Here is a 20,446-nt window from a genome sequence, read left to right as displayed (position 1 = left end):
TTGTCACTAGATAATTAAAAAGACAACTAGTCTTTTTTGATTGATTGCAACAGCACTTGAAAGAAAAATCCCAAGCCTATTGTTAAAATAACATGACCCAAACCAGCAATACCACTAATAGCAGCAGAACTTTCGATTCCTAAGACAGTCATTGTACCATGAGTTAATAACATTAATAGTGTAACACCTAATCCAATATTATAGGTAATATAAAACTTTTTGAAGTTTTTATGTTTAGTAAGATTAAAATTCTTTTCTAATAATAAGACAATTAAAAAGAAAAACATTCCTAAAATTAAGGTATGAGTATGAACAACACTTAATTGCGTCCAACCATCAAAATCATTAAATTTTGTCATTTCTCGGAAGTAAACGCCACTAATCAATCCGATAATCATATAACTTAAACTAGCTCTAGCTAACTTTTGCATCTTAAATCCTCCTATTTAATTCCTTTTATAATCCATTTAATTTTATAGTGATAATCCACAATCAACTCTTCTGGAGACCAATTATTAATAATAAAGTCTGTTAACGAGTTCATGACTACTTCCATAGTAAAGTAAAGAAAACTAATAGCTTCTTGAGTTTCATGGATTTGAAAGTCGTTGTTACATAATAGGCTAATCCATTCCTTTAACATGTAAGAAGAGTCATCTAAATCTAATCGTTTCATCGTACGTTGATAATCCGCTCGTGTTAATAACAATAGTCCTTTCCAGTAAGCACTGTCTGTTTCTAAGTGAGAACAAAAAACCAAATATTGTTCGATTCCATGGAAAAAATCATTTTTATATTGAGCAATATAATCTAAAATATCTTGATGAATAAGTAGGGATTGTTTTTTCACGATATAGGCGTAGGCATCTTCTAAATCAACAAAGTATTTATAGAATGCACCTCTTGACATTTCCATCTGCTCAACAATATGTGAAACTTTTACTTGACTAATAGATTGGTTATAAAAAGTATCTAATAAAATCATGTCCATTTTTTCTTTTTTTGGTGCAGATAGATTAAGGAATGTATCTTTTGGCATATCATACCCCCCCTTCAAAGATTAATTGATTAACTAAAAAAAATGATAACACAAAAAGTAACATATTGTCACTTATCTTGCTTGGGGATTTACAGTATAAAACATAATTTATGGTAAGAATTCTAATGCCTTGGTGATATGACTGAAAATTTTTAAAAAATTTGATATAAAAATATCAAAATAACCGATAATCATTCTTATCCACAGGTTATTTTATGAATAAATAGAGAAGGGAGGTTTATGAATGTCGCATATTCTGCAATCTATCACAATAGTGACACCCATTATCTTTGTATTGGCGTTGGGTTTTTTCGCTGGAAAAAAACAAGTTTATTGTAGAAGAGACTCAGGGTATTGAACATTTACTAGGACAACCAATTGATCTTGATTTGGAACATGAAAATTATGAAGGTGTACCACAATCAACCATTAAAAAATTTGTTGCAATGATTCATACATAACTAGCTATAGAATGTATATTAGAATTATTAGCCAAAACGCCTATTAAGTCTGAAAGTATCAAGTCAATTGAAACAGATGTACCAAAAATTACCTATGATTTTTTTTGGGGGTGTATAACATGGTAATACGGATGCAGCCATCACAACAAAAGAACAAGCTGATTATTCCCTACCATACTTGTTAGCTGTTGCTGTGTTAGGTGGACAAGTGATGCAACCTCAGTTTGAAGAATCACGTATTATAAAACCTGATGTTCAAGCACTTCTTCAAAAAGCCCTTGTGAAACCAGATGCTGATTTCACAAAACGTTATCCAAAAGATTTTTGTGCACGTATTACCAATTACACAAATGAATGGTACTGTTACAACTTATGAAGTAATCAATTACCCAGGTATGCCTTGTTGACCATTTACTTGGGAAGACTCAGTCGATAAATTTGATTGTTTAACAAAAGGATATATTAATCCAGTATTGGCTGAAAAATTAACAAAAGTCGTAAAAGATATTGAAATCAGATCGATAAAAGATTTGGTTGATATCTTAACAGGCATTAAGTATCCAACCACAAATAAATAGACAGAATAACAGTGGTCTGATAGATTTAAAGTAATCTATTTAGACCGCTTTTTTAGTGGATAATATTTGTTAGGAGTTAGTATATGTTAATGTTTAATGAAGCATGTTTTGAAGTTTTTAATATAGAAGGATTAGATAGTCGAATGATTGGAATTCGTGAAAAAATTCAACCGGTTTTTCAGTCGATTGATGAAAAATTAGTGGAAGAGTTAGAACCTTTGTTGGGTGAAAAATTGCCTATTCATATAGCACAACACAGACGACGCACAACAAATGCACCAAATTTTACGTGGAGTGCAATGGGTGGAAATAAAAGAGGTTATAAAAAATTTCCTCATTTTCAGTTGGGGATTACACCGGAATATGTAGTCATATGGTTATCATTTATTGATAACCCACAAAATGAAGTTTTAATGGCACAAACATGCTTGGATCACCTCGAGTGGTTTGAGTCATTGCCAAATGATTTTGTTGTAAACACAGACCATACAAAAAATAACTATCATGCATTAGAAAAAGAACGAGTCATTAAAGATTTAACTAGATGGAGAGATGTTAAAAAAGGAGAATTTCAAATTGGTCGAGTGATACAAAAGAATCGATTTAATACCGAATCGACTGATGTCTTATTTGACGACATATTGCAAACCTATCTATCACTTATACCAATTTATCAAGCTTGTTTCCAATTGTTTAATTAATATGCAGTAAGATAACTAGACAGATTGAAATTTTAGCTTATGATGATTTTTTTTATTGAATTATGCTATAATGAACGGTGATTATATGTCGCTGAATTTTATGAAGAGTGACTTAAAGGAGGACGAACAGTGGAAGATAAAAAAACTTTTTATATCACCACTCCGATTTATTACCCAAGTGGGAAATTACATATAGGAAGCTCGTATACAACTATAGCGTGTGATGCAATGGCTCGTTATAAACGAATGAAAGGGTTTGATGTCTTTTATTTAACAGGGCTTGATGAGCATGGTCAAAAAATTGAACAAAAAGCAGAAGAATTAGGAATTGAACCACAAGAATACGTAGATAATATGGCAATGGACGTTAAGAAATTATGGAAATTATTAGACATTGACTACACAAAATTTATCCGTACAACTGATCCTTCTCATAAACAATCTGTTCAAAAGATTTTTCAACGTTTAGTTGACCAAGGAGATATTTACTTAGGTGAATACGAAGGTTGGTATTCGGTATCAGATGAAGAGTATTTCACTGAAAATCAATTAGCTGAAGTCTTTAGAAATGAAGATGGAAAAGTTATTGGTGGATTAGCTCCGAGTGGTCATGAAGTAGAACTTGTTAAAGAACAAAGCTATTTCTTTAAAATGAGCAAATATGCAGACCGTTTATTAGAATATTACGAAGAACACCCAGATTTTATTGAACCAGTTTCTCGTAAAAATGAAATGATTAATAATTTTATTAACCCAGGTTTAGAAGACTTAGCTGTTAGCCGTACATCTTTCAAATGGGGAATTCCTGTTGAAAGTGATCCAAAACATGTGGTATATGTATGGATTGATGCGCTATCAAACTATATTACCGCTTTAGGTTATGGTACAGACGATGATAGTAACTTCCAAAAATACTGGCCAGCTGATGTTCATATGGTTGGTAAAGAAATCGTCCGTTTCCATACCATTTATTGGCCAATTATGTTAATGGCACTTGATTTGCCGTTACCAAAACAAATTTTTGCTCATGGTTGGTTAGTGATGCAAGATGGTAAAATGTCTAAATCAAAGGGGAATGTGGTTTACCCTGAAATGTTAGTAAGACGTTACGGATTAGATGCACTACGTTACTATTTAATGCGTGCAATTCCGTTTGGTTCAGATGGTGTGTTTACACCAGAAGATTTTGTTTCTCGTGTGAATTATGACTTAGCCAATGACTTAGGTAATTTATTAAATCGTACGATTGCGATGATTAATAAATATTGTGATGGTGTCGTACCAAACTACGCCTCTCAGGTAACAGATTTTGATAGTGAATTATCAACAACTGCTGCAGATGTGATTGGTAAATATAATAAAGCAATGGAAAAATTAGAGTTTAACATTGCGTTAAGTGAAGTATGGCGTCTCATTTCTCGTGCGAATAAATACATTGATGAGACTGAGCCATGGAACTTAGCGAAAGATGAAGAAAAACAAACAGAATTAAATAGTGTCATGGTTCATTTAGCCGAAAGTTTACGCATTTCTGCTATTTTACTACAACCAATTATGACGCAAGCACCAAAAGAAATCTTTAGCCAATTAGGATTGGATGATGAAACAGTCTCTATGATTGATATTCGTTTTGGAGAGTTCCCTTCTGGTACCAGAGTTGTCAGCAAAGGAACGCCTATTTTCCCACGTCTAGATGTTGAAGAAGAAGTAGCTTATATTAAAGAACAGATGGCTCAAAGTATGAATCAACAGACAGAAGAAGAAGAATGGAAACCAGAAGATGTGAAGCTTGTTTCTGTTAAAGATAAAGAAGTAAAATTTGAAACGTTTGATGAAGTTGAATTAAAAGTGGCTGAAATTTTAGACTGTCAAAAAGTTAAAGGGGCAGATAAATTATTGCAATTTAGATTAGATGCTGGTGACAAAGGCAATCGCCAAATTTTATCAGGAATTGCAGAATTTTATCCTGAACCAATGGATTTAATTGGTAAAAAAGTGGTGATTGTGGCTAACTTGAAACCAAGAAAAATTCGTGGACATATCAGTCAAGGAATGATTTTATCAGCTGAAAATTCAGATGGAAAATTATATGTTGTTGAAGCACCAAAAGGAGCAGAAAACGGCAGTATCGTTGGATAGAAAATGTAAAAGAGATTGAAAAAGTGGTCTTTTTCAATCTCTTTTTATGTTAAAATCATCGTGATAGGAGTGAAAACTATGATTTTTGATACACACACACATTTAAATGCAGAACAATTTAATGACGATTATAAAGAAGTCATTGAGCGAGCAGCACAACTAGGTGTAACTGAAATGGCAGTAGTAGGATTTGATACACCAACGATTGAACGCTCGTTAGAGTTAAGTGAACAGTACCCTTTTATTCATAGTATTATTGGGTGGCATCCGACTGAAGCAGGAAGGTACACAAAAGAGATTGAAAAAGATTTACAAGAAAAATTAACGAATCCTCGTGTTGTGACATTGGGAGAAATTGGATTAGATTACTATTGGATGAATGACGATCCTGACGTACAAGAAAAAGTCTTTCGTCGTCAAATTGCGATTGCTAAAGAGATGAATCTACCAATTAGCATCCATACAAGAGATGCGATGGAAGATACTTATAAGATTTTAAAATCAGAAGGCATTCAAGATATTGGAGGCATTATGCATAGTTTTGGTGGCGATAGCGAGTGGGCGAAACGTTTTTTAGATTTAGGGATGCATATTTCGTTTAGTGGTGTTGTCACATTTAAGAAAACACTAGAAGTTCAAGAAGCAGCAAAAATTGTCCCAATGGATAAATTATTAGTGGAAACTGATGCACCGTATTTAGCACCTGTGCCATATCGTGGAAAACGTAATGAACCTGGGTATACACATTATGTCGTTGATAAAATTTCTGAATTAAGAAATTTACCTTATCAAACAGTGGCAAAAGAAACAACAAAAAATGCACATAGATTGTTTAGGTTAGAAGAAAATGACTAAAGAAAAAATATCAGAAATAGTGGTTGTAGAAGGAAAAGACGATACAAAACGATTGCAGCAAGTGTTAGACGTTGACACGATAGAAACGAATGGTTCGGCGTTAAATAACGAAACGTTGGATAAAATTAAACACGCTCAACGTGTGCGTGGTGTGATTGTGTTTACTGATCCAGATTTTCCTGGTGAAAAAATCCGTAAGCAGATTATGGCTGTCGTGCCTGATGCTAAACATGCTTTTATCCCTCGCTCAAAGGGAGTTCCTAAAAAGAAACATGGTAGTTTGGGCGTAGAACATGCCAGTAATGAAGCAATTATTCAAGCGCTAAAAGATGTTTCAACACCCACAACCAATCATTTTGAATCTGACATCACGGTGGAAGATTTAATTCAATTTGGATTAATAGCCGGAAATGGCTCGAGAGTTAGACGAGAAAAACTAGGTGAGTTACTTAATATCGGCTATACAAATGGAAAACAATTAAAAAAACGATTAAGTATGTTTCAAATAACAAAAGAAAAATTCTTAGAGGCAATGAAAGAGATAATAGAAGGTGAAACGAATGAATGAATACAAAGACATAGCAACACCTAGTCGAACGAAAGAAATACTAAAAAGACATGGGTTCTCATTTAAAAAGAGTTTAGGACAAAATTTTTTAACAGAACCTAATATCTTAAGAAAAATTGCCGAAGCAGGAGACTTGTCAAAAGAAGATGGTGTGATTGAAATCGGTCCAGGTATCGGTGCTTTAACGGAACATTTAGCACGACATGCTGGAAAAGTGCTAGCATTTGAAATCGACCAACGTTTAATTCCGGTATTAGAAGATACGTTGTCACCTTATGATAATATTACAGTCGTTAATGAAGATATTTTAAAAGCTGATGTCGTGGCCGAAGCAAAAAAAGTATTTGATGAAGAGCAACCAATCAAAGTCGTTGCCAATTTGCCTTATTATATTACGACACCCATCATGATGCATTTATTGATGTCACCACTAGATATCACGACAATGGTTGTGATGATGCAAAAAGAAGTAGCAGATAGAATGACTGCAAAACCTTCAACGAAGGCTTATGGCTCGTTATCAATCGCCGTCCAATTTTATATGGAAGCAAAACTCGCGTTTATTGTACCTAAAACAGCTTTTGTTCCACAACCTAATGTGGATTCAGCGATTATTAAGTTAGAAAAAAGAGAGACACCGATTGTTGACGTGATAGATGAAACATTCTTTTTTGAATTAACACGTGCTTCGTTCACACAACGTCGTAAAACATTATGGAACAATTTAACGAGTCATTTTGGAAAAGATGACCAAACAAAACAGTGGTTAGAAAAATCATTGGAAGAGAGTGACATAGACCCAAAACGTCGTGGTGAGACATTAAGCATTGCAGAATTTGGAAAATTATCAAACGTGTTAATCACGAATAAAAAATAAAATTACGGTAGTGATTGTTCATTGACAATAATTTGTGCATTGTTTATCATATAAATAAATGATAAACGGAGTGAAAATAAAAAATGAAAAATAATTCGGTATTAAATATGACTTATGCAGCTTTTTTAATTGCGTTGGGGATTGTTATTCCAATGGTTATGCCAGTAAGAATCGTGATAGGACCTGCGTCTTATACTTTAGCCAGCCATGTACCAGTCATGCTAGCAATGTTCGTTTCTCCATTAGTTGCAGTACTTGTTGCGTTAGGAACCGCTTTTGGTTTCTTTATGACGACACCTTTTATTATTGGGATGAGAGCCTTATCTCATGTGATTTTTGCTTTTTTTGGTGCATTGTATTTACAAAAAAGACCTACTATCATACATTCACCTAAAAAAATGATGGTATTTAATATTGTTTTAGGACTAGCACATGCTTTATTTGAAACACTGATTGTGACAGTATTTTTTATGACAGATGGATTAGGTGAAGCAAGTTATACAATGGGCTTTTTTCAATCAGTTATCTTATTAGTTGGTGTAGGTGGATTTGTCCATAGTTTGATTGATTTTTCTATTGCGTATATGATTGCTCAAAAAATAGGGGCAAGATTTTCATTTCCAGTTTATTTAGCAGCAAAAAATAAATAAATAAAAGACCAAATTTTCTCTCAAATGAAAATTTGGTCTTTGTTATTTCTTATCTAATAACTTGTTCTGTTTGAGGATCAAAGAAGTGAGCCTTGTTTAAGTTGAAAGCTAATTCAATCACTTCTCCTGGACGATAAGTCGATCTTGCATCGACTTTTGATATGAACTCTGTTTCACCCGTTTTTGTATAAAGCATTGTTTCAGCTCCAAGTAATTCTGATACAACTACTTCAGATTTAACAATACTATTTGGAGAAGCTTCTTTTGCAAGAATTTCACTATGGATATCTTCAGGGCGAATACCAAAAATTAATGGTTTGTTAACGTATCCTTGTTCACGTAAAATTTTGAATTTTCCTTCAGGCAACTGAACGTTTAAATCATGACCATCAGTGATATGCCCATCTTCTGTTAATTCAACGTTAAATATGTTCATAGCAGGAGAGCCGATGAATCCAGCGACAAATACATTGTTTGGTGTGTCATATACTTCTTTTGGTGTCCCAATTTGTTGGATAAAACCATCTTTCATGATAACAATGCGATCGGCCATAGTCATCGCTTCAGTTTGGTCATGGGTAACGTAAATAGTGGTTGTTTCCAAACGACGATGAAGTTTCGCGATTTCTGCACGCATTGCCACACGAAGTTTTGCGTCTAAGTTTGATAAAGGTTCATCCATTAAAAATACTTTAGCATCACGCACAATCGCACGACCTAATGCCACACGTTGTCGTTGTCCACCAGATAAAGCTGCGGGTTTTCGTTGTAAGTAATCTGTTAAACCAAGAATTTCACCAGCATTTTCGACACGTTTTCTGATTTCTTCTTTGTCATATTTACGAAGTTTTAAACCAAATGCCATATTATCGTAGACGGTCATATGAGGATATAACGCATAGTTTTGGAAAACCATCGCGATATCACGATCTTTTGGCGCAACGTCATTGACTAATTTATCACCAATCCAAAGTTCACCTTCTGAAATATCTTCAAGACCAGCTACCATACGTAATGTTGTTGATTTACCACAACCAGAAGGGCCAACAAACACGATAAATTCACGGTCTTCAATATGTAAATTAAAATCTGTAACAGAATAATTAGGGTTTCCATCATATTTTTTATAAATGTGTTTTAAAGCAATTTCTACCATAGTGTACTTCCTTCTTTCATTTGTTTTATTAAATACAGTATAATGAATTTAGTGATACGCTTACAATGTAAACATGCCTATATTTTTGGGCAATATGACGAAAGGGAGAGAAAAAGATGAAAATAGCACTGATAGCACACGATAAAAAGAAAAAAGAGATGGTCGAATTAACAAAAAAATTCGAGGAAGTATTAAGTATACATGAATTATTTGCCACAGGGACAACAGGACTTCGTATTCAAGAAGCAACGAAATTAAATGTTCATCGATTTAAATCAGGACCTCTAGGGGGAGACCAACAGATAGGCGCACGTGTTTCAGAAGGAGAGATGGATATGATCATTTTTCTAAGAGATCCGTTAACAGCCCAACCACATGAACCAGACGTGACTGCGTTGATTCGTCTAAGTGATGTCTATGAAATCCCTCTAGCAACAAATAAAAGTACAGCCATGCTACTTTTTAAAGAATTAGAGAATTTGGCGAAAATTTGACAGGGATAGTCTTTATTGTAATTTTTTTCCATTATGATATAGTACGAATGTAAAACAAATAACAGAGTAGGAAATATAGCGTCAAGTGCTACTAGGATGGGATGTTGCTTAGTGGACGAAAAGTACAAGTGGTGTACTTGCGGCCTTATTTCTGCATTCGCTGCATAATGGATGTAGCAACTCTAAATAAAAGGAGATGCTAGGATGAGCAAAAATGATTTTACGCCAAAGTCAATTGCATTGATGGGAGTATTAATGGGGTTGCAAATCGTGTTAACACGATTCATTTCAATTCAAACACCGTTTGTTCGTATTAGTTTTACGTTTATTGCGGTTGTGTTGATGTGTATGATGTTCTCGCCACTTGTGGCAGGAATAGGAAATGCCTTAGCTGATTTTATTGGAATCACTCTATTTCCAGTAACAGCAGGATTTTTTCCAGGTTTTACGTTGTCAGCTTTTTTATCAGCCTTTTTATATGGATTATTCTATTATAAAAAAGAGATGACGCTAAAACGAATTATCACAGTCAATGTGATTGTGACAATTGTGGTAAATTTAGGGATGAACACATTTTGGCTATATTTAATGTATGGTCCAGGAATTGTTGCCAATATTCCAAGTCGTGTTGTGAGTTCACTGATTTTATTAGTGATTCATGTTATCGGGACTTATTGGTTAGCTAATGTCAAAGTTATACAAAAGCAATTAGTTAAATTTGCTTCATAAAAAAATCATACAAAAAGCAGAGTGTATATGGACACACTGCTTTTTTTTATGTTATAAAGTATCATATATAGAAAAAAGGAGGGTATACATGAAAAAATACCAATATATTATATTTGATATAGATAATACGTTGCTCGATTTTAGCCGTTCAGAGTATGACGCATTACAAAAAGTATTTGCTACTTATGGTGTTGTTTTTAATGAAAACACATTTAATCAATACAAAGAAATCAATCATGACTTGTGGGAGCAGTTAGAAGATGGTAAAATCAGTAAAGCAGTTGTTTTAAAGGAGCGTTTTAAACGATTCTTTTTAGCAAATAATATTGTTGTTGATGGTGTATTAGTTGATAAACAGTATCGAGGTTTTCTTGAAGAGAGAAATGATGTCATGAATGGGGCAATGAGTTTATTAACCCAATTAAAATCGAAAGGGTATACCATTTTTGCTGGAACAAATGGTGTTGGTCAGACACAACGCAAACGTCTAGCTAGTGCAAATATGACAGATTTATTTGATGGATTATATATTTCCGAGGAAGTTGGATTTGAAAAACCTGATGTTCGTTTTTTTGATTATATTTTTAATGATGCTAGAATAACAGATTTATCAAAAGTTGTGATGATTGGTGATAGTTTATCATCAGATATTGAAGGGGCAAATCGTGTCGGAATTGATTCTATATGGTTTAGTAATGGAGCTGAGACGTCAGATAAAACCTACACAAAAAAAGTAGATAACTTATCAGAAATTTTGGAATGTGTTTGACTCAAAAAAGGGTAACAGTTAGGTATGGGGAATTGTTTGATTGGTATAATAAAAGATTAAAGAGGTGTGCGTTTATGCGTCAACTATTTATGTTAAAAGAAGATTATACTAATGAAAACAAAAGAGAAATCATCACAAGAGAAGGAGATAAAGTTTATACAATCGAGTGTTTTGATGATAATGGATTAGCTTGTTATAGTGTATATAATAACAAACAAGAAGAAGTTGTTCGTGTTGAAAAACATATTGGATCAACTTTTCCATGTTTAGATGTTGTAGTTGATGAGCGTATTGCATTTACTGTAGAACAATCCGAGTCAATCTCAAAAATGTCATTTCAAATAACAAGTGATGATTTAGAAGTATACGATGATTGGTGGTCAATGGACTTTGACATCATGTCAGGTTATCGTAAAGTATCAAAAGTTCGTAATCGTTGGACAGGATTAGGCGATGCTTATGAAATCACTGTTTTTGAAAAATCAAGCGAACCAGAAACAATAGGCTTAATGTTGGCACTTGATTCAGTAAAAAAAATTGAAGCAAAAGTTAATATAGTAAAATAAAAAAACTCATTCTAGTTTAATTGTTAAGTAGTAAGCAATTAGCTAGAGTGAGTTTTTTAGTTTGTTAATGACTAAATTGTGAGTGGTAGAGACTAGAATAAGCACCATCTTTGTTTTTTAATAAGGAGTCGTGAGTTCCTGTCTCGATGATTTTTCCTTTATCCATCACAAGAATAATATCGGCTTTTTTAATTGTTGATAGACGATGAGCGATGATAAAACTAGTTTTTCCTGACATCATGTTATCAAAAGCTGTTTGGATATGTTGTTCTGTCAAGGTATCAATAGAACTTGTGGCCTCATCTAGTATAAGCATAGGAGGTTTACTAATCATCGTTCTCGCAATCGTAAATAATTGTTTTTGTCCTTCAGATAACAACACACCTGATTGCCCAATCATCGTATCAAATCCATGAGGCAATTGTTGAATAAAGTGATAGATATTTGCTTCTTCACAGGCTTTTATCACATCTTGTTTTGTTGCTTGTGTGTTACCAAACGTTAGATTGTCCCAAATAGTACCTTGGAATAACCAAGTTTCTTGTAACACCATTCCAAATGAGCGTCGCAATTCATCTTTTGGTATATCAGTGATTGGCACGGAATCAATCGTAATAACGCCTTTATCTAACGGATAAAAATTCATTAAAAGATTAACTAAGGTAGATTTACCTGCTCCTGTTTTCCCTACAATTGCCACTGTTTGTCCCTGTTTAACAGTTAAATTGAAATCTTCAATTAATGGTGATGCTGGATCATATGAGAAGTACACATGCGAAAAGGACACATTACCAATAGGTGTGAAAGGATGGGTTAGTTTTTTGACGTATGTTTCTTCTTCTGGTTCATCTAGTAAGTCGTTGATACGTTTAATACTCGAAAAAGCTGTTTGAAGTTGTGTTGTGATACTTGATAGTTCAATTAACGGTTTTGAAAACTGTCCTGAATAAATAATAAAACTAGATAGCATTCCTAAAGATAATGGTAATGAAATATTAATAATAAGTAGCCCACTCACTAAACCAATTAATAAATAGCCCATGTGATCGATAAAACGAGATAAAGGATTTGTCAGAGAAGAAATGAATTGTGCTTGTTGCCCAGTTTGTTGCAATTCAAGATTCATGTCTTGAAATTGTTGAATAACGGTTTCTTCATATTCATAAGACTTAATCGTTTTTAAATGGCTAAATTGTTCATTGATATAGCCAGACATTTTTCCCAGTAATTGCTGTTGTGCGTTGAAATATCGCTGTCCTTTTTTTGCTATCATCACATTAACTAAAAACATACCTGCTGTTATCAAGAGAATTACACCAGTTAATATAACGTTTAAAGATAGCATAATACCCAGTGCCACGATGATAATCGTTATGCTTGGAAATAGTTGATTAAATAAAGCCAGTAGAGCTTCTGAAATATAATCTAAATCCGTACTAAATCGGTTCATCGTGTCACCATGTGAATGTGTATCAAAATAATTTATCGGTAATTTATTTAGCTTATGGTATCCTTTTTTTCTTACTTCCTTCATAGAAGTATAGGCGATATGCTGACTGATTCGCTGTAAGAAATAAAAACTACTCGCCGCTAGACAAGTCAAAACGATAATGAGAAAAATCTGTGTTACTAACCCCGTCTTAGATGATAGCGTCATACTATCAATTGCTTTACCAATATACATGGTGACCAATACACTACTCAGGCCGTACAGAAAACTCAAACAAGCATTTAAGATAATCGCTTTTTTGAAAGGTTTTAGATAAGGAGAGAAAGTTGAAAGTGTTTGTTTAAACATTTAGTTATCCCCCTTTTCTTGAGATGTCACAATTTGTTGGTAAAATTGTGATTGCTTCATCAAGTTTTGATGCGTTCCTTGAGCGACTATTTCACCTTGATTTAAGACTAGTAAATGGTCTGCTTCTTTAACAGAAGAGATGCGTTGCGACACGATAATGCTATTTTTGATAAAATCAAGTCTTGCTAACGTTTGTCGAATAGCTAAATCCGTTTTATAATCTAAAGCACTTAAAGCATCATCTAAAATTAGAATACTTGGTTGAGAAATCAACGCTCTGGCAATTGCCAAACGTTGTCTTTGGCCTCCTGAAAAATTTGTCCCGTTTTCAGCAGTTGGCATACTTAAGTCATCAACGAACTCTAAACAGTCAGCCCACTCTAGTGCTCTCCAACAATCTTTTTCCGTTGCATTTGGGAATCCCATTTTTAAGTTACTCTCAATCGTTCCTGAAAAAATGACACTTTTTTGTGATACATAACCGATAGAATGTATGACTTCTCCTGAGGTTAAATCAAGTAGGTTCATATTATCTAAGAGAATAGTCCCGTCAGTTGGAAGATAAAATTTTTGAATTAATTCAATTAACGTTGTCTTACCACATCCAGTAGGTCCAACAATCCCAAGTTGTGTCCCTTTTTTTAAATCGAATTGAATCTTTCTTAACACGTCTTGAGATGAACTAGGGTAATGAAAGGATACACCTTGAAAAGATAACGTGTTTTCTGATTCAAATGGTAATACTTTATCTAGAGGTTGTGTTTGAACTTTCGGTGTTGTATTAAGTATTTCCTCGACCCGTTTTTTAGCTGAAAAAGCTCGTACGAAAATGGTCACTAAATTTGCTACAACAATTAAGGCAGCTAGCAGTTGTAGCATGTAGTTGATTAAAGCTACAATATCTCCTGTTTGAAGTTGTCCGACAGATACATTAATATCACCAACCCATAAGATTAGAGCAATAATCATATTTGTCATAAACAAGGTTAGGGGAGACATAAGAGCAGATAGTTTTGTCATATCAATGTAGCGATTGGCTAACTTTTCGCTGACCTCAGCTGATTTATCTTCCATTTTTTTTTCATTGGCAAAGGCACGAATAACTTTGACACCGGTAAGTTGTTCGCTAGTAACAGTATTTAATTCATCAATAGATGATAACACTTGTTGGTATTTTGGTACTGTTTTGCTCATTAAAATGTATAGAATAAATGAAAAAATAGGAACAGTTAACAAGAAAATAAATCCCATTGATGTATTGATGGTAAAGGCCATTACGATAGAGCCAATACTAAGGAATGGTGCACGAATAACTAGACGGATGAGCATGGCTAACGCTAGTTGTAATTGATTGACGTCGTTAATGGTTCTAGTTAAAAATGTGTCAGGTCCAAATTCATCAATTTCAGTATGAGAAAATTGTGTGATTTTTTTTACAACAGCTAAACGTAATTCTGTTCCAAAACCTTGAGACGCAACAGCTGCATAATATTGGCAAACTAGGACGCATAAAAGCCCAAGTATAGACAAACCTAACATGTATAAAGTAGCAGCGTAGACAACCGATATGTTTTGTTCTCGAATCCCTGAATCAATTAAATAAGCCATAAATAGTGGGAGTGTTAATTCGAAGATTGCTTCCATCAATTTAAAAGCAGGGCCAAGTATTAATTGTTTTTTATATTTTTTAGCATAAGAAAATACAGACAAGTTGAGCACTTCCTTTCTTTAATTAGGTTAACATGATTTTAGCGAACATCCTATAACCAAATACGGTAAAAGATGCTCGCTAAATTAGATGTATGTGGCGATCGTTTTTAATAACAATTCTTCAGAATTAACCACGACGCCATTTAGTTTAATTAACCCAATCGTGTAAAGGTTAACATAAGGGAATTGAGACTCTGCTACATCTTGCAATGCTGTTATTTTTTGCTGATTATCAGCACCTTGTTGTCTACTGTCTGTGAACAAACCGATTATTGGGACGCCAGCTTGATAAGCCACGCCGATTTCTGTTGCTACACCAACATCTATGCTTTGACCATCAAGAACAGCAATCATTAAATCGCTATTTAATAGAGCATTTGTATCATAAGTTGCAATCATTTTTGAGTCAGCATAACTATTTTTATCATTTATCTCCATTTGCTCTTGAGGTAAATACACAGAAACCTCTTTGTAAGATTCTCTGATTTGTTTTACAAGCCACTCGTTGTAATTTTTTTCCATTGTTGAGAATAAGGGACTAGCAAAGTATATATTTGTCATCAAACCACTCCTTACTATTACATTTATATAATACAATACCCTAATTTGTAATAATTTGTAAAGAGAATGTCATATTAAGCAAGAGCCATTCTTGTATAATTGGGAAAGATAAAAAGTGAACGTTATTAATTGAAAGGTGTTGGCGATTGTTGAATTATAGGAAAACTATAACTGGTCTATTGTGCTTTGTCATGCTAACAAGCATGCCAGTTTCGTTATTTGCAGCAACGAAAGAAGAAGACGTGAAAAAACAAAGTGTTGAGATTAGTGAAAAAATCGATAGTGCACTTGATAATGTAAATAAAAATTATAGAGATTTAGAAAATTTAAAATCAGAGGTAGTTAATACTGAAACTAAAATATTATCTACACAACAGCAAATTGAAAAAACAAAACGTAGTATGGATAAACGCAAAGAATTGATCGCTTCTCGTATGAAGACAATCCAAACAAATCAACAAAGTACTAAAATGGTTGATACGTTATTAAACGCTAATAGTGTGTCAGATTTTATTAATCGTGCTTATGCAATGTCAGTTTTACAAACAGCTGAAAAATCTAAAATTGATACATTAGAAACAGATACGGAAAAGTTGGAAAAATTAAGAGAAGAATTAGTGATGGACCAACAAATGTTATCTGAAAAGCAATCCAAAGTAGAAACAGATAAAGCAGCATTAGAATCACAAGTAAACGATTTAAAAAAAGAACTGGCTGATAATGAAGCAACATTGAAAAAGTTATCGGAAGAACGTGTCATAAAAGAAGCTCAAGCAGCTAAAGAAAAAGAATTGGCTAAAAAAGCACAAGAGGCTAAAGAAACAACCAAAGTAAATACTAATAATTCTTCTTCAATGAACGAAATAGCTAAATCAGAAAATAATAATAAGACAGAAGTAACTAATTCTACCAACGCAACACCTGTATCCACAGATAAACCAGCGTCAAGTGGTAATGGACGGGTTTTAACTATGCAATCGACAGCTTATTCATATAGTGAAGCTGGATTAACACCTTACACAGCAACCGGAATTGATTTAAGACAAAACTCTCGTGTTATTGCAGTTGATCCAAGTGTAATTCCGTTAAACTCACTAGTAGAAGTGTCTGGATATGGATTTGCTGTTGCTGGAGATACAGGTGGAGCCATTAAAGGCAATATTATTGATGTTCATTTTAGTACAGTAGCAGAATGTTTACAGTGGGGAAGACGAACAGTCACAGTAACTGTTCAATAAAAAAAGTATCAACCAACGAGTCATGTGTTGGTTGATACTTTTTAGTTTTCAGCACCTTTACTGCTTTTTTCTTCTATGTAATGCATTAGGCCATCATACACTGCTTCACCGATTTTTTGATGGTATTTTTTATTCGTAATATAAGAAGCATCAAAATCATTATTGATATATCCTAATTCAAGTAAAACAGCGGGTTTCGAATTTTCTCTTAGAACTTGGTAGTCTTGTTTTCCAAAACCTCTGTTATCTAATGGTAAAATATTGGCAATACTATCATTTATTGATTGAGCTAACATTTTACTGCCATCTTTTCTGTAAAAAGTTGTGGTTCCAGAAGCAGTATTTGGTTGTGCGCTAGAATCATAGTGGAAACTAATAAACGCATTTGCTTGACTAGAAGAACTAATTTTTCCAATATCTGTTAGTGAAACAAATTTATCTGTATCATGAGTCATTAAAACATTAAATCCATGAGACTGTAATTCTTTTCTCACAGCTAGTGCTGTCTTTAATGTAACATCTTTTTCAAATGTTATACCATCTGTTGTTTGAGCACCTGGGTCATCCCCACCATGACCGGGATCTAACATAATGGTAAATTCTGGCATTGGGATACCTGGCTTTTCCTCTTTGCTAGATATTTTCCTAGAAGTAACTTGCCAGGAGTTGAGAAAACCAGTTTTTCCATCTTTTGTTTTTACTTTCATCCAACCATTTTCGGTTTCAGATACATAGGTAAGAGAATCGCCATATTTTAATAAGTTACCTTTTTTACTGGAAGTTGAATGATCATTCATTAAAAAGGCAGAGGTAGTTGCAATATGGAGAGATTGATTGTCTTTATATTTATTGGGACGATTTTTTTGAATGGTTAAGCAATCATTTGGTACCCAGCCATAATCACCACCACTATAAATCCTTACCCATCCATTTAGCTCAAGGGTTGCATTGACGTACTCATTCTTTTTTAGCGTTTTAATTGTTTGACTATTTTCTGAGTTTTCTTTTTTTAGTTCGATGTTTCGTTTAGATATTAAAGCACTAAGGTTAGTGTATGGTCCACTCGTTCCATCAAATAGTAACCAATCTGGTACCCAGCCAACCGTTTTATCAGATGTCTGTATTTTATACCAGTTGTTTTTTTGATCAGAAATGGTCACTTTGTCTTCTTTATGTACTTGTGTAATGACAGTGGAAAAAGCATCAGGCTTCTCTCTAACGTTTAAAGCGGTTGTTCCCACAGTTGCAATTTGGCTATTCCCCCGCATGTAATAGAAGCCGATAAAAACAAGGGTAATGACTAAAGTATTAATGATGAACATTTTTATCGTGCGATTTATTGATTTTGTGTTTTTCACATGGTTTACCTCATTGGTTTATTAATAAAGAATATTATAGCAAAAAAAAGGAAAGATGAGTAGTGAGTTCTCCTATTGTATCTTGACTTTTTGTACAAATTTTAGTATTTTAAAGTGGAGTATCGATGAAAGAGACGTGCCTTTTTTCCCGACAGAGAGAATGAATCTGGTGAAATCATTCATAAAAAGGACTGACACTCTGGAGATGGGTAGTAAGATACCCCGCTAACGAGCGTTATATCGTTTAGAGAAAAAAGTTCTTGAACTTTTTAAAAAATAGGTGGTACCACGTGTAAGTAATTATTCGTCCTTGTTATGATATAACAGGGGCTTTTTTTTATGAATGATTAATTTTAAGGAGAGAGATAATATGCAAGAAAGAACAACGTATTGTGGGTTAGTATCGGAAAAAGATCTAGATAAAGAAGTTGTAGTAAAAGGTTGGGTGCAAAAACGCCGTGACTTAGGTGGATTGATTTTTATTGATTTAAGAGACAGAGAAGGAATCGTCCAAGTGGTCTTTAATCCAGAAGTATCACAAGAAGCATTAGACATTGCTGATTCATGTCGAAGTGAATATGTGATTGGTGTTAGAGGTAAGGTAGTAGAGAGAACAGACTCGTCTATTAATCCTCGAATGAAGACAGGTAAAGTAGAAATTATTGCTGAGGACATCATGGTATATAATGAAGCAAAGACACCACCATTTGTCATTGAAGACGATCAAACGATTAGTGATGATGTGCGTATGAAATATCGTTATATGGATATTAGACGCCCATCTATGTTAAATAATTTAAAATTAAGACATCATGTTACACGAGTTATTCGTGAATTTTTAAATGACAATGGCTTTTTAGATGTGGAAACACCTTATTTAAATAAATCGACACCAGAAGGGGCAAGAGATTATTTAGTTCCTTCACGTGTTCATCCAGGACACTTTTATGCTCTACCACAGTCTCCACAAACTACAAAACAATTATTAATGGGAGCAGGTATCGATCGTTACTACCAAATTGTTCGTTGTTTTAGGGATGAAGATTTACGTGGTGATCGCCAACCAGAATTTACGCAAGTTGATATTGAAACAAGTTTCTTAACCGAAGAAGACATCCAAAATTATACTGAAAATATGTTATCAAAAGTAATGAAAGATGTTATGGGAATTGATATTCCACTGCCATTTCCACGTATGACGTATGATGATTCAATGGCTCGATTTGGTAGCGATAAACCTGATACACGATTTGATATGGAATTAATTGACATGAAGGATACTGTCAAAGACATTGAATTTAAAGTGTTCCAAAATGCATTGAACGCAAATGGTGCTGTCAAAGCATTAAATGCTAAACAAGCTGCAAGTAAGTATTCACGTAAAGACTTGGATAAACTAGGTGAATGGTTATCTCAGTTTGGTGCTAAAGGTTTAGCATGGGTCAAAGTAGAAGAAGATGGGCTAAAAGGACCAATCGCGAAGTTTTTAGTAGACTCAAGCGAAAAAATTATTGATGTGACAGAGGCAGAGGTTGGCGATTTATTATTATTCTGCGCCGACACTGAATCAATTGTCGCAGCATCACTAGGTGCATTAAGAAATCGTTTAGGAAAAGAGTTAGACTTAATAGATCCAGATAAATTTAATTTCTTATGGGTAGTAGACTGGCCATTATTTGAATATTCTGAAGAAGAAGACCGTTTTGTAGCAGCACATCATCCATTTACAATGCCAAAGGAAAGTGACATTGAATTATTAGAAACATCACCTGAAAAAGTTTACGCCAAAGCCTATGATGTGGTACTAAATGGTTATGAGCTTGGAGGGGGTTCTTTGAGAATTTACCAACGAGATTTACAAGAGAAAATGTTTAAAGCGTTAGGTTTTACGAAAGAATCAGCTGAATCTCAATTTGGTTTTCTTTTAGATGCATTAGATTATGGATTCCCACCACATGGGGGAATTGCTTTAGGGCTAGATCGTTTAGTTATGTTACTTGCTAAAAAAGATAATATTCGTGAGGTAATAGCTTTTCCTAAAAATAGTAAAGCAGCTGATTTGATGACATCTGCACCAAGTATGGCATCAACAGAACAACTAGCTGAGCTATCATTAAACGTTGAAATAGATGAGTAGAATTATGCCACTTAATTAGTCAATAAATCGAGGAGAGGCGCAATCAGTGGAAAGATTAAAAA

At 33.9% G+C, this 20,446-nt stretch carries 21 protein-coding genes and 1 riboswitch; of the genes, 14 read left to right on the top strand and 7 right to left on the bottom strand.

Annotated elements, in window-relative coordinates:
• Positions 1 to 26: 26 nt before the first annotated feature.
• Positions 27 to 431, bottom strand: coding sequence for a DUF2871 domain-containing protein (locus tag AC37UB_RS08055; protein WP_117973593.1), 405 nt, complete (start codon positions 429 to 431; stop codon positions 27 to 29).
• 11 nt (positions 432 to 442) lie between these two features.
• Positions 443 to 1,039, bottom strand: coding sequence for a TetR/AcrR family transcriptional regulator (locus AC37UB_RS08050; RefSeq protein ID WP_117973591.1), 597 nt, complete (start codon positions 1,037 to 1,039; stop codon positions 443 to 445).
• A 290-nt stretch (positions 1,040 to 1,329) separates the two neighbouring features.
• On the opposite strand from AC37UB_RS08050, the gene AC37UB_RS08045 reads away from it, so the two are divergent.
• The 8 genes from AC37UB_RS08045 to AC37UB_RS08010 all read left to right on the top strand — a co-directional run bounded on the left by AC37UB_RS08045 (position 1,330) and on the right by AC37UB_RS08010 (position 7,868).
• Complete coding sequence (locus tag AC37UB_RS08045; RefSeq protein ID WP_490685565.1) at positions 1,330 to 1,500, top strand: hypothetical protein; 171 nt, start codon at positions 1,330 to 1,332, stop codon at positions 1,498 to 1,500.
• 139 nt (positions 1,501 to 1,639) lie between these two features.
• A complete protein-coding gene (locus tag AC37UB_RS08040; protein WP_490685591.1) occupies positions 1,640 to 1,876 on the top strand; it encodes a hypothetical protein in 237 nt (78 codons plus the stop codon).
• A 285-nt stretch (positions 1,877 to 2,161) separates the two neighbouring features.
• Positions 2,162 to 2,779, top strand: a complete 618-nt coding sequence (locus AC37UB_RS08035) for a DUF1054 family protein (protein ID WP_199500925.1) — start codon at positions 2,162 to 2,164, stop codon at positions 2,777 to 2,779.
• Positions 2,780 to 2,908: 129 nt separating this feature from the next.
• Positions 2,909 to 4,918 carry a methionine--tRNA ligase gene (metG, locus tag AC37UB_RS08030; RefSeq protein ID WP_117973587.1) on the top strand — a complete coding sequence of 670 codons (2,010 nt, stop codon included), beginning with the start codon at positions 2,909 to 2,911 and terminating at the stop codon, positions 4,916 to 4,918.
• 78 nt (positions 4,919 to 4,996) lie between these two features.
• Positions 4,997 to 5,773, top strand: coding sequence for a TatD family hydrolase (locus tag AC37UB_RS08025; RefSeq protein ID WP_241699543.1), 777 nt, complete (start codon positions 4,997 to 4,999; stop codon positions 5,771 to 5,773).
• Positions 5,766 to 6,341 (top strand): ribonuclease M5, encoded by a 576-nt coding sequence (gene rnmV / locus AC37UB_RS08020; protein ID WP_117973583.1) that lies wholly within the window; start codon positions 5,766 to 5,768, stop codon positions 6,339 to 6,341. The genes AC37UB_RS08025 and rnmV overlap by 8 nt, the downstream gene beginning before the upstream one ends.
• Positions 6,334 to 7,218, top strand: a complete 885-nt coding sequence (gene rsmA, locus AC37UB_RS08015) for a 16S rRNA (adenine(1518)-N(6)/adenine(1519)-N(6))-dimethyltransferase RsmA (protein WP_117973581.1) — start codon at positions 6,334 to 6,336, stop codon at positions 7,216 to 7,218. The genes rnmV and rsmA overlap by 8 nt, the downstream gene beginning before the upstream one ends.
• A gap of 83 nt (positions 7,219 to 7,301) precedes the next feature.
• The gene (locus AC37UB_RS08010; protein ID WP_490685564.1) at positions 7,302 to 7,868 is read left to right on the top strand and encodes a hypothetical protein; all 567 of its coding nucleotides are present in this window, start codon (positions 7,302 to 7,304) and stop codon (positions 7,866 to 7,868) included.
• Positions 7,869 to 7,917: 49 nt separating this feature from the next.
• On the opposite strand, the gene AC37UB_RS08005 is transcribed toward AC37UB_RS08010, so the two are convergent.
• Positions 7,918 to 9,024 (bottom strand): ABC transporter ATP-binding protein, encoded by a 1,107-nt coding sequence (locus AC37UB_RS08005; protein WP_117973577.1) that lies wholly within the window; start codon positions 9,022 to 9,024, stop codon positions 7,918 to 7,920.
• Positions 9,025 to 9,140: 116 nt separating this feature from the next.
• Here AC37UB_RS08005 and AC37UB_RS08000 point away from each other — a divergent pair, with 116 nt between their 5' ends.
• The 4 genes from AC37UB_RS08000 (at position 9,141) to AC37UB_RS07985 (ending at position 11,582) form a co-directional block, all read left to right on the top strand.
• On the top strand, positions 9,141 to 9,518 hold the full coding sequence (locus tag AC37UB_RS08000) for a methylglyoxal synthase (protein ID WP_117973575.1): 378 nt from the start codon (positions 9,141 to 9,143) through the stop codon (positions 9,516 to 9,518).
• Between the two features lie 60 nt (positions 9,519 to 9,578).
• A riboswitch (THF riboswitch) is annotated at positions 9,579 to 9,683 on the top strand.
• A 39-nt stretch (positions 9,684 to 9,722) separates the two neighbouring features.
• Positions 9,723 to 10,247 carry a folate family ECF transporter S component gene (locus AC37UB_RS07995; RefSeq protein ID WP_117973573.1) on the top strand — a complete coding sequence of 175 codons (525 nt, stop codon included), beginning with the start codon at positions 9,723 to 9,725 and terminating at the stop codon, positions 10,245 to 10,247.
• 88 nt (positions 10,248 to 10,335) lie between these two features.
• A complete protein-coding gene (locus AC37UB_RS07990; RefSeq protein ID WP_117973572.1) occupies positions 10,336 to 11,016 on the top strand; it encodes a YjjG family noncanonical pyrimidine nucleotidase in 681 nt (226 codons plus the stop codon).
• 74 nt (positions 11,017 to 11,090) lie between these two features.
• On the top strand, positions 11,091 to 11,582 hold the full coding sequence (locus AC37UB_RS07985; RefSeq protein ID WP_117973570.1) for an LURP-one-related family protein: 492 nt from the start codon (positions 11,091 to 11,093) through the stop codon (positions 11,580 to 11,582).
• A 64-nt stretch (positions 11,583 to 11,646) separates the two neighbouring features.
• Here AC37UB_RS07985 and AC37UB_RS07980 read toward each other — a convergent pair whose 3' ends face one another.
• The 3 genes from AC37UB_RS07980 to AC37UB_RS07970 all read right to left on the bottom strand — a co-directional run bounded on the left by AC37UB_RS07980 (position 11,647) and on the right by AC37UB_RS07970 (position 15,651).
• Entirely contained in the window at positions 11,647 to 13,380 is a 1,734-nt protein-coding gene (locus AC37UB_RS07980; RefSeq protein WP_242093865.1) for an ABC transporter ATP-binding protein, read from the bottom strand.
• Positions 13,381 to 15,090, bottom strand: a complete 1,710-nt coding sequence (locus AC37UB_RS07975; protein WP_233519202.1) for an ABC transporter ATP-binding protein — start codon at positions 15,088 to 15,090, stop codon at positions 13,381 to 13,383. It lies immediately after the preceding gene.
• Positions 15,091 to 15,174: 84 nt separating this feature from the next.
• The gene (locus AC37UB_RS07970) at positions 15,175 to 15,651 is read right to left on the bottom strand and encodes a nucleoside 2-deoxyribosyltransferase (protein WP_117973566.1); all 477 of its coding nucleotides are present in this window, start codon (positions 15,649 to 15,651) and stop codon (positions 15,175 to 15,177) included.
• Positions 15,652 to 15,800: 149 nt separating this feature from the next.
• On the opposite strand from AC37UB_RS07970, the gene AC37UB_RS07965 reads away from it, so the two are divergent.
• Positions 15,801 to 16,889: a 3D domain-containing protein gene (locus AC37UB_RS07965; protein WP_242093862.1), complete on the top strand. Its 1,089-nt coding sequence runs from the start codon at positions 15,801 to 15,803 to the stop codon at positions 16,887 to 16,889.
• A gap of 41 nt (positions 16,890 to 16,930) precedes the next feature.
• Here the strand turns inward: AC37UB_RS07965 and AC37UB_RS07960 are convergent, their stop codons facing one another.
• Positions 16,931 to 18,247 carry an N-acetylmuramoyl-L-alanine amidase gene (locus AC37UB_RS07960; RefSeq protein WP_117973562.1) on the bottom strand — a complete coding sequence of 439 codons (1,317 nt, stop codon included), beginning with the start codon at positions 18,245 to 18,247 and terminating at the stop codon, positions 16,931 to 16,933.
• 370 nt (positions 18,248 to 18,617) lie between these two features.
• On the opposite strand from AC37UB_RS07960, the gene aspS reads away from it, so the two are divergent.
• Entirely contained in the window at positions 18,618 to 20,384 is a 1,767-nt protein-coding gene (aspS, locus tag AC37UB_RS07955) for an aspartate--tRNA ligase (protein ID WP_490685563.1), read from the top strand.
• Positions 20,385 to 20,446 lie beyond the last annotated feature (62 nt).

Source organism: Vagococcus changpingensis, from assembly GCF_058211775.1.
The sequence above is the reverse complement of the archived record's forward strand: the minus strand, read 5'-3'. Positions and strand labels throughout refer to the sequence as shown.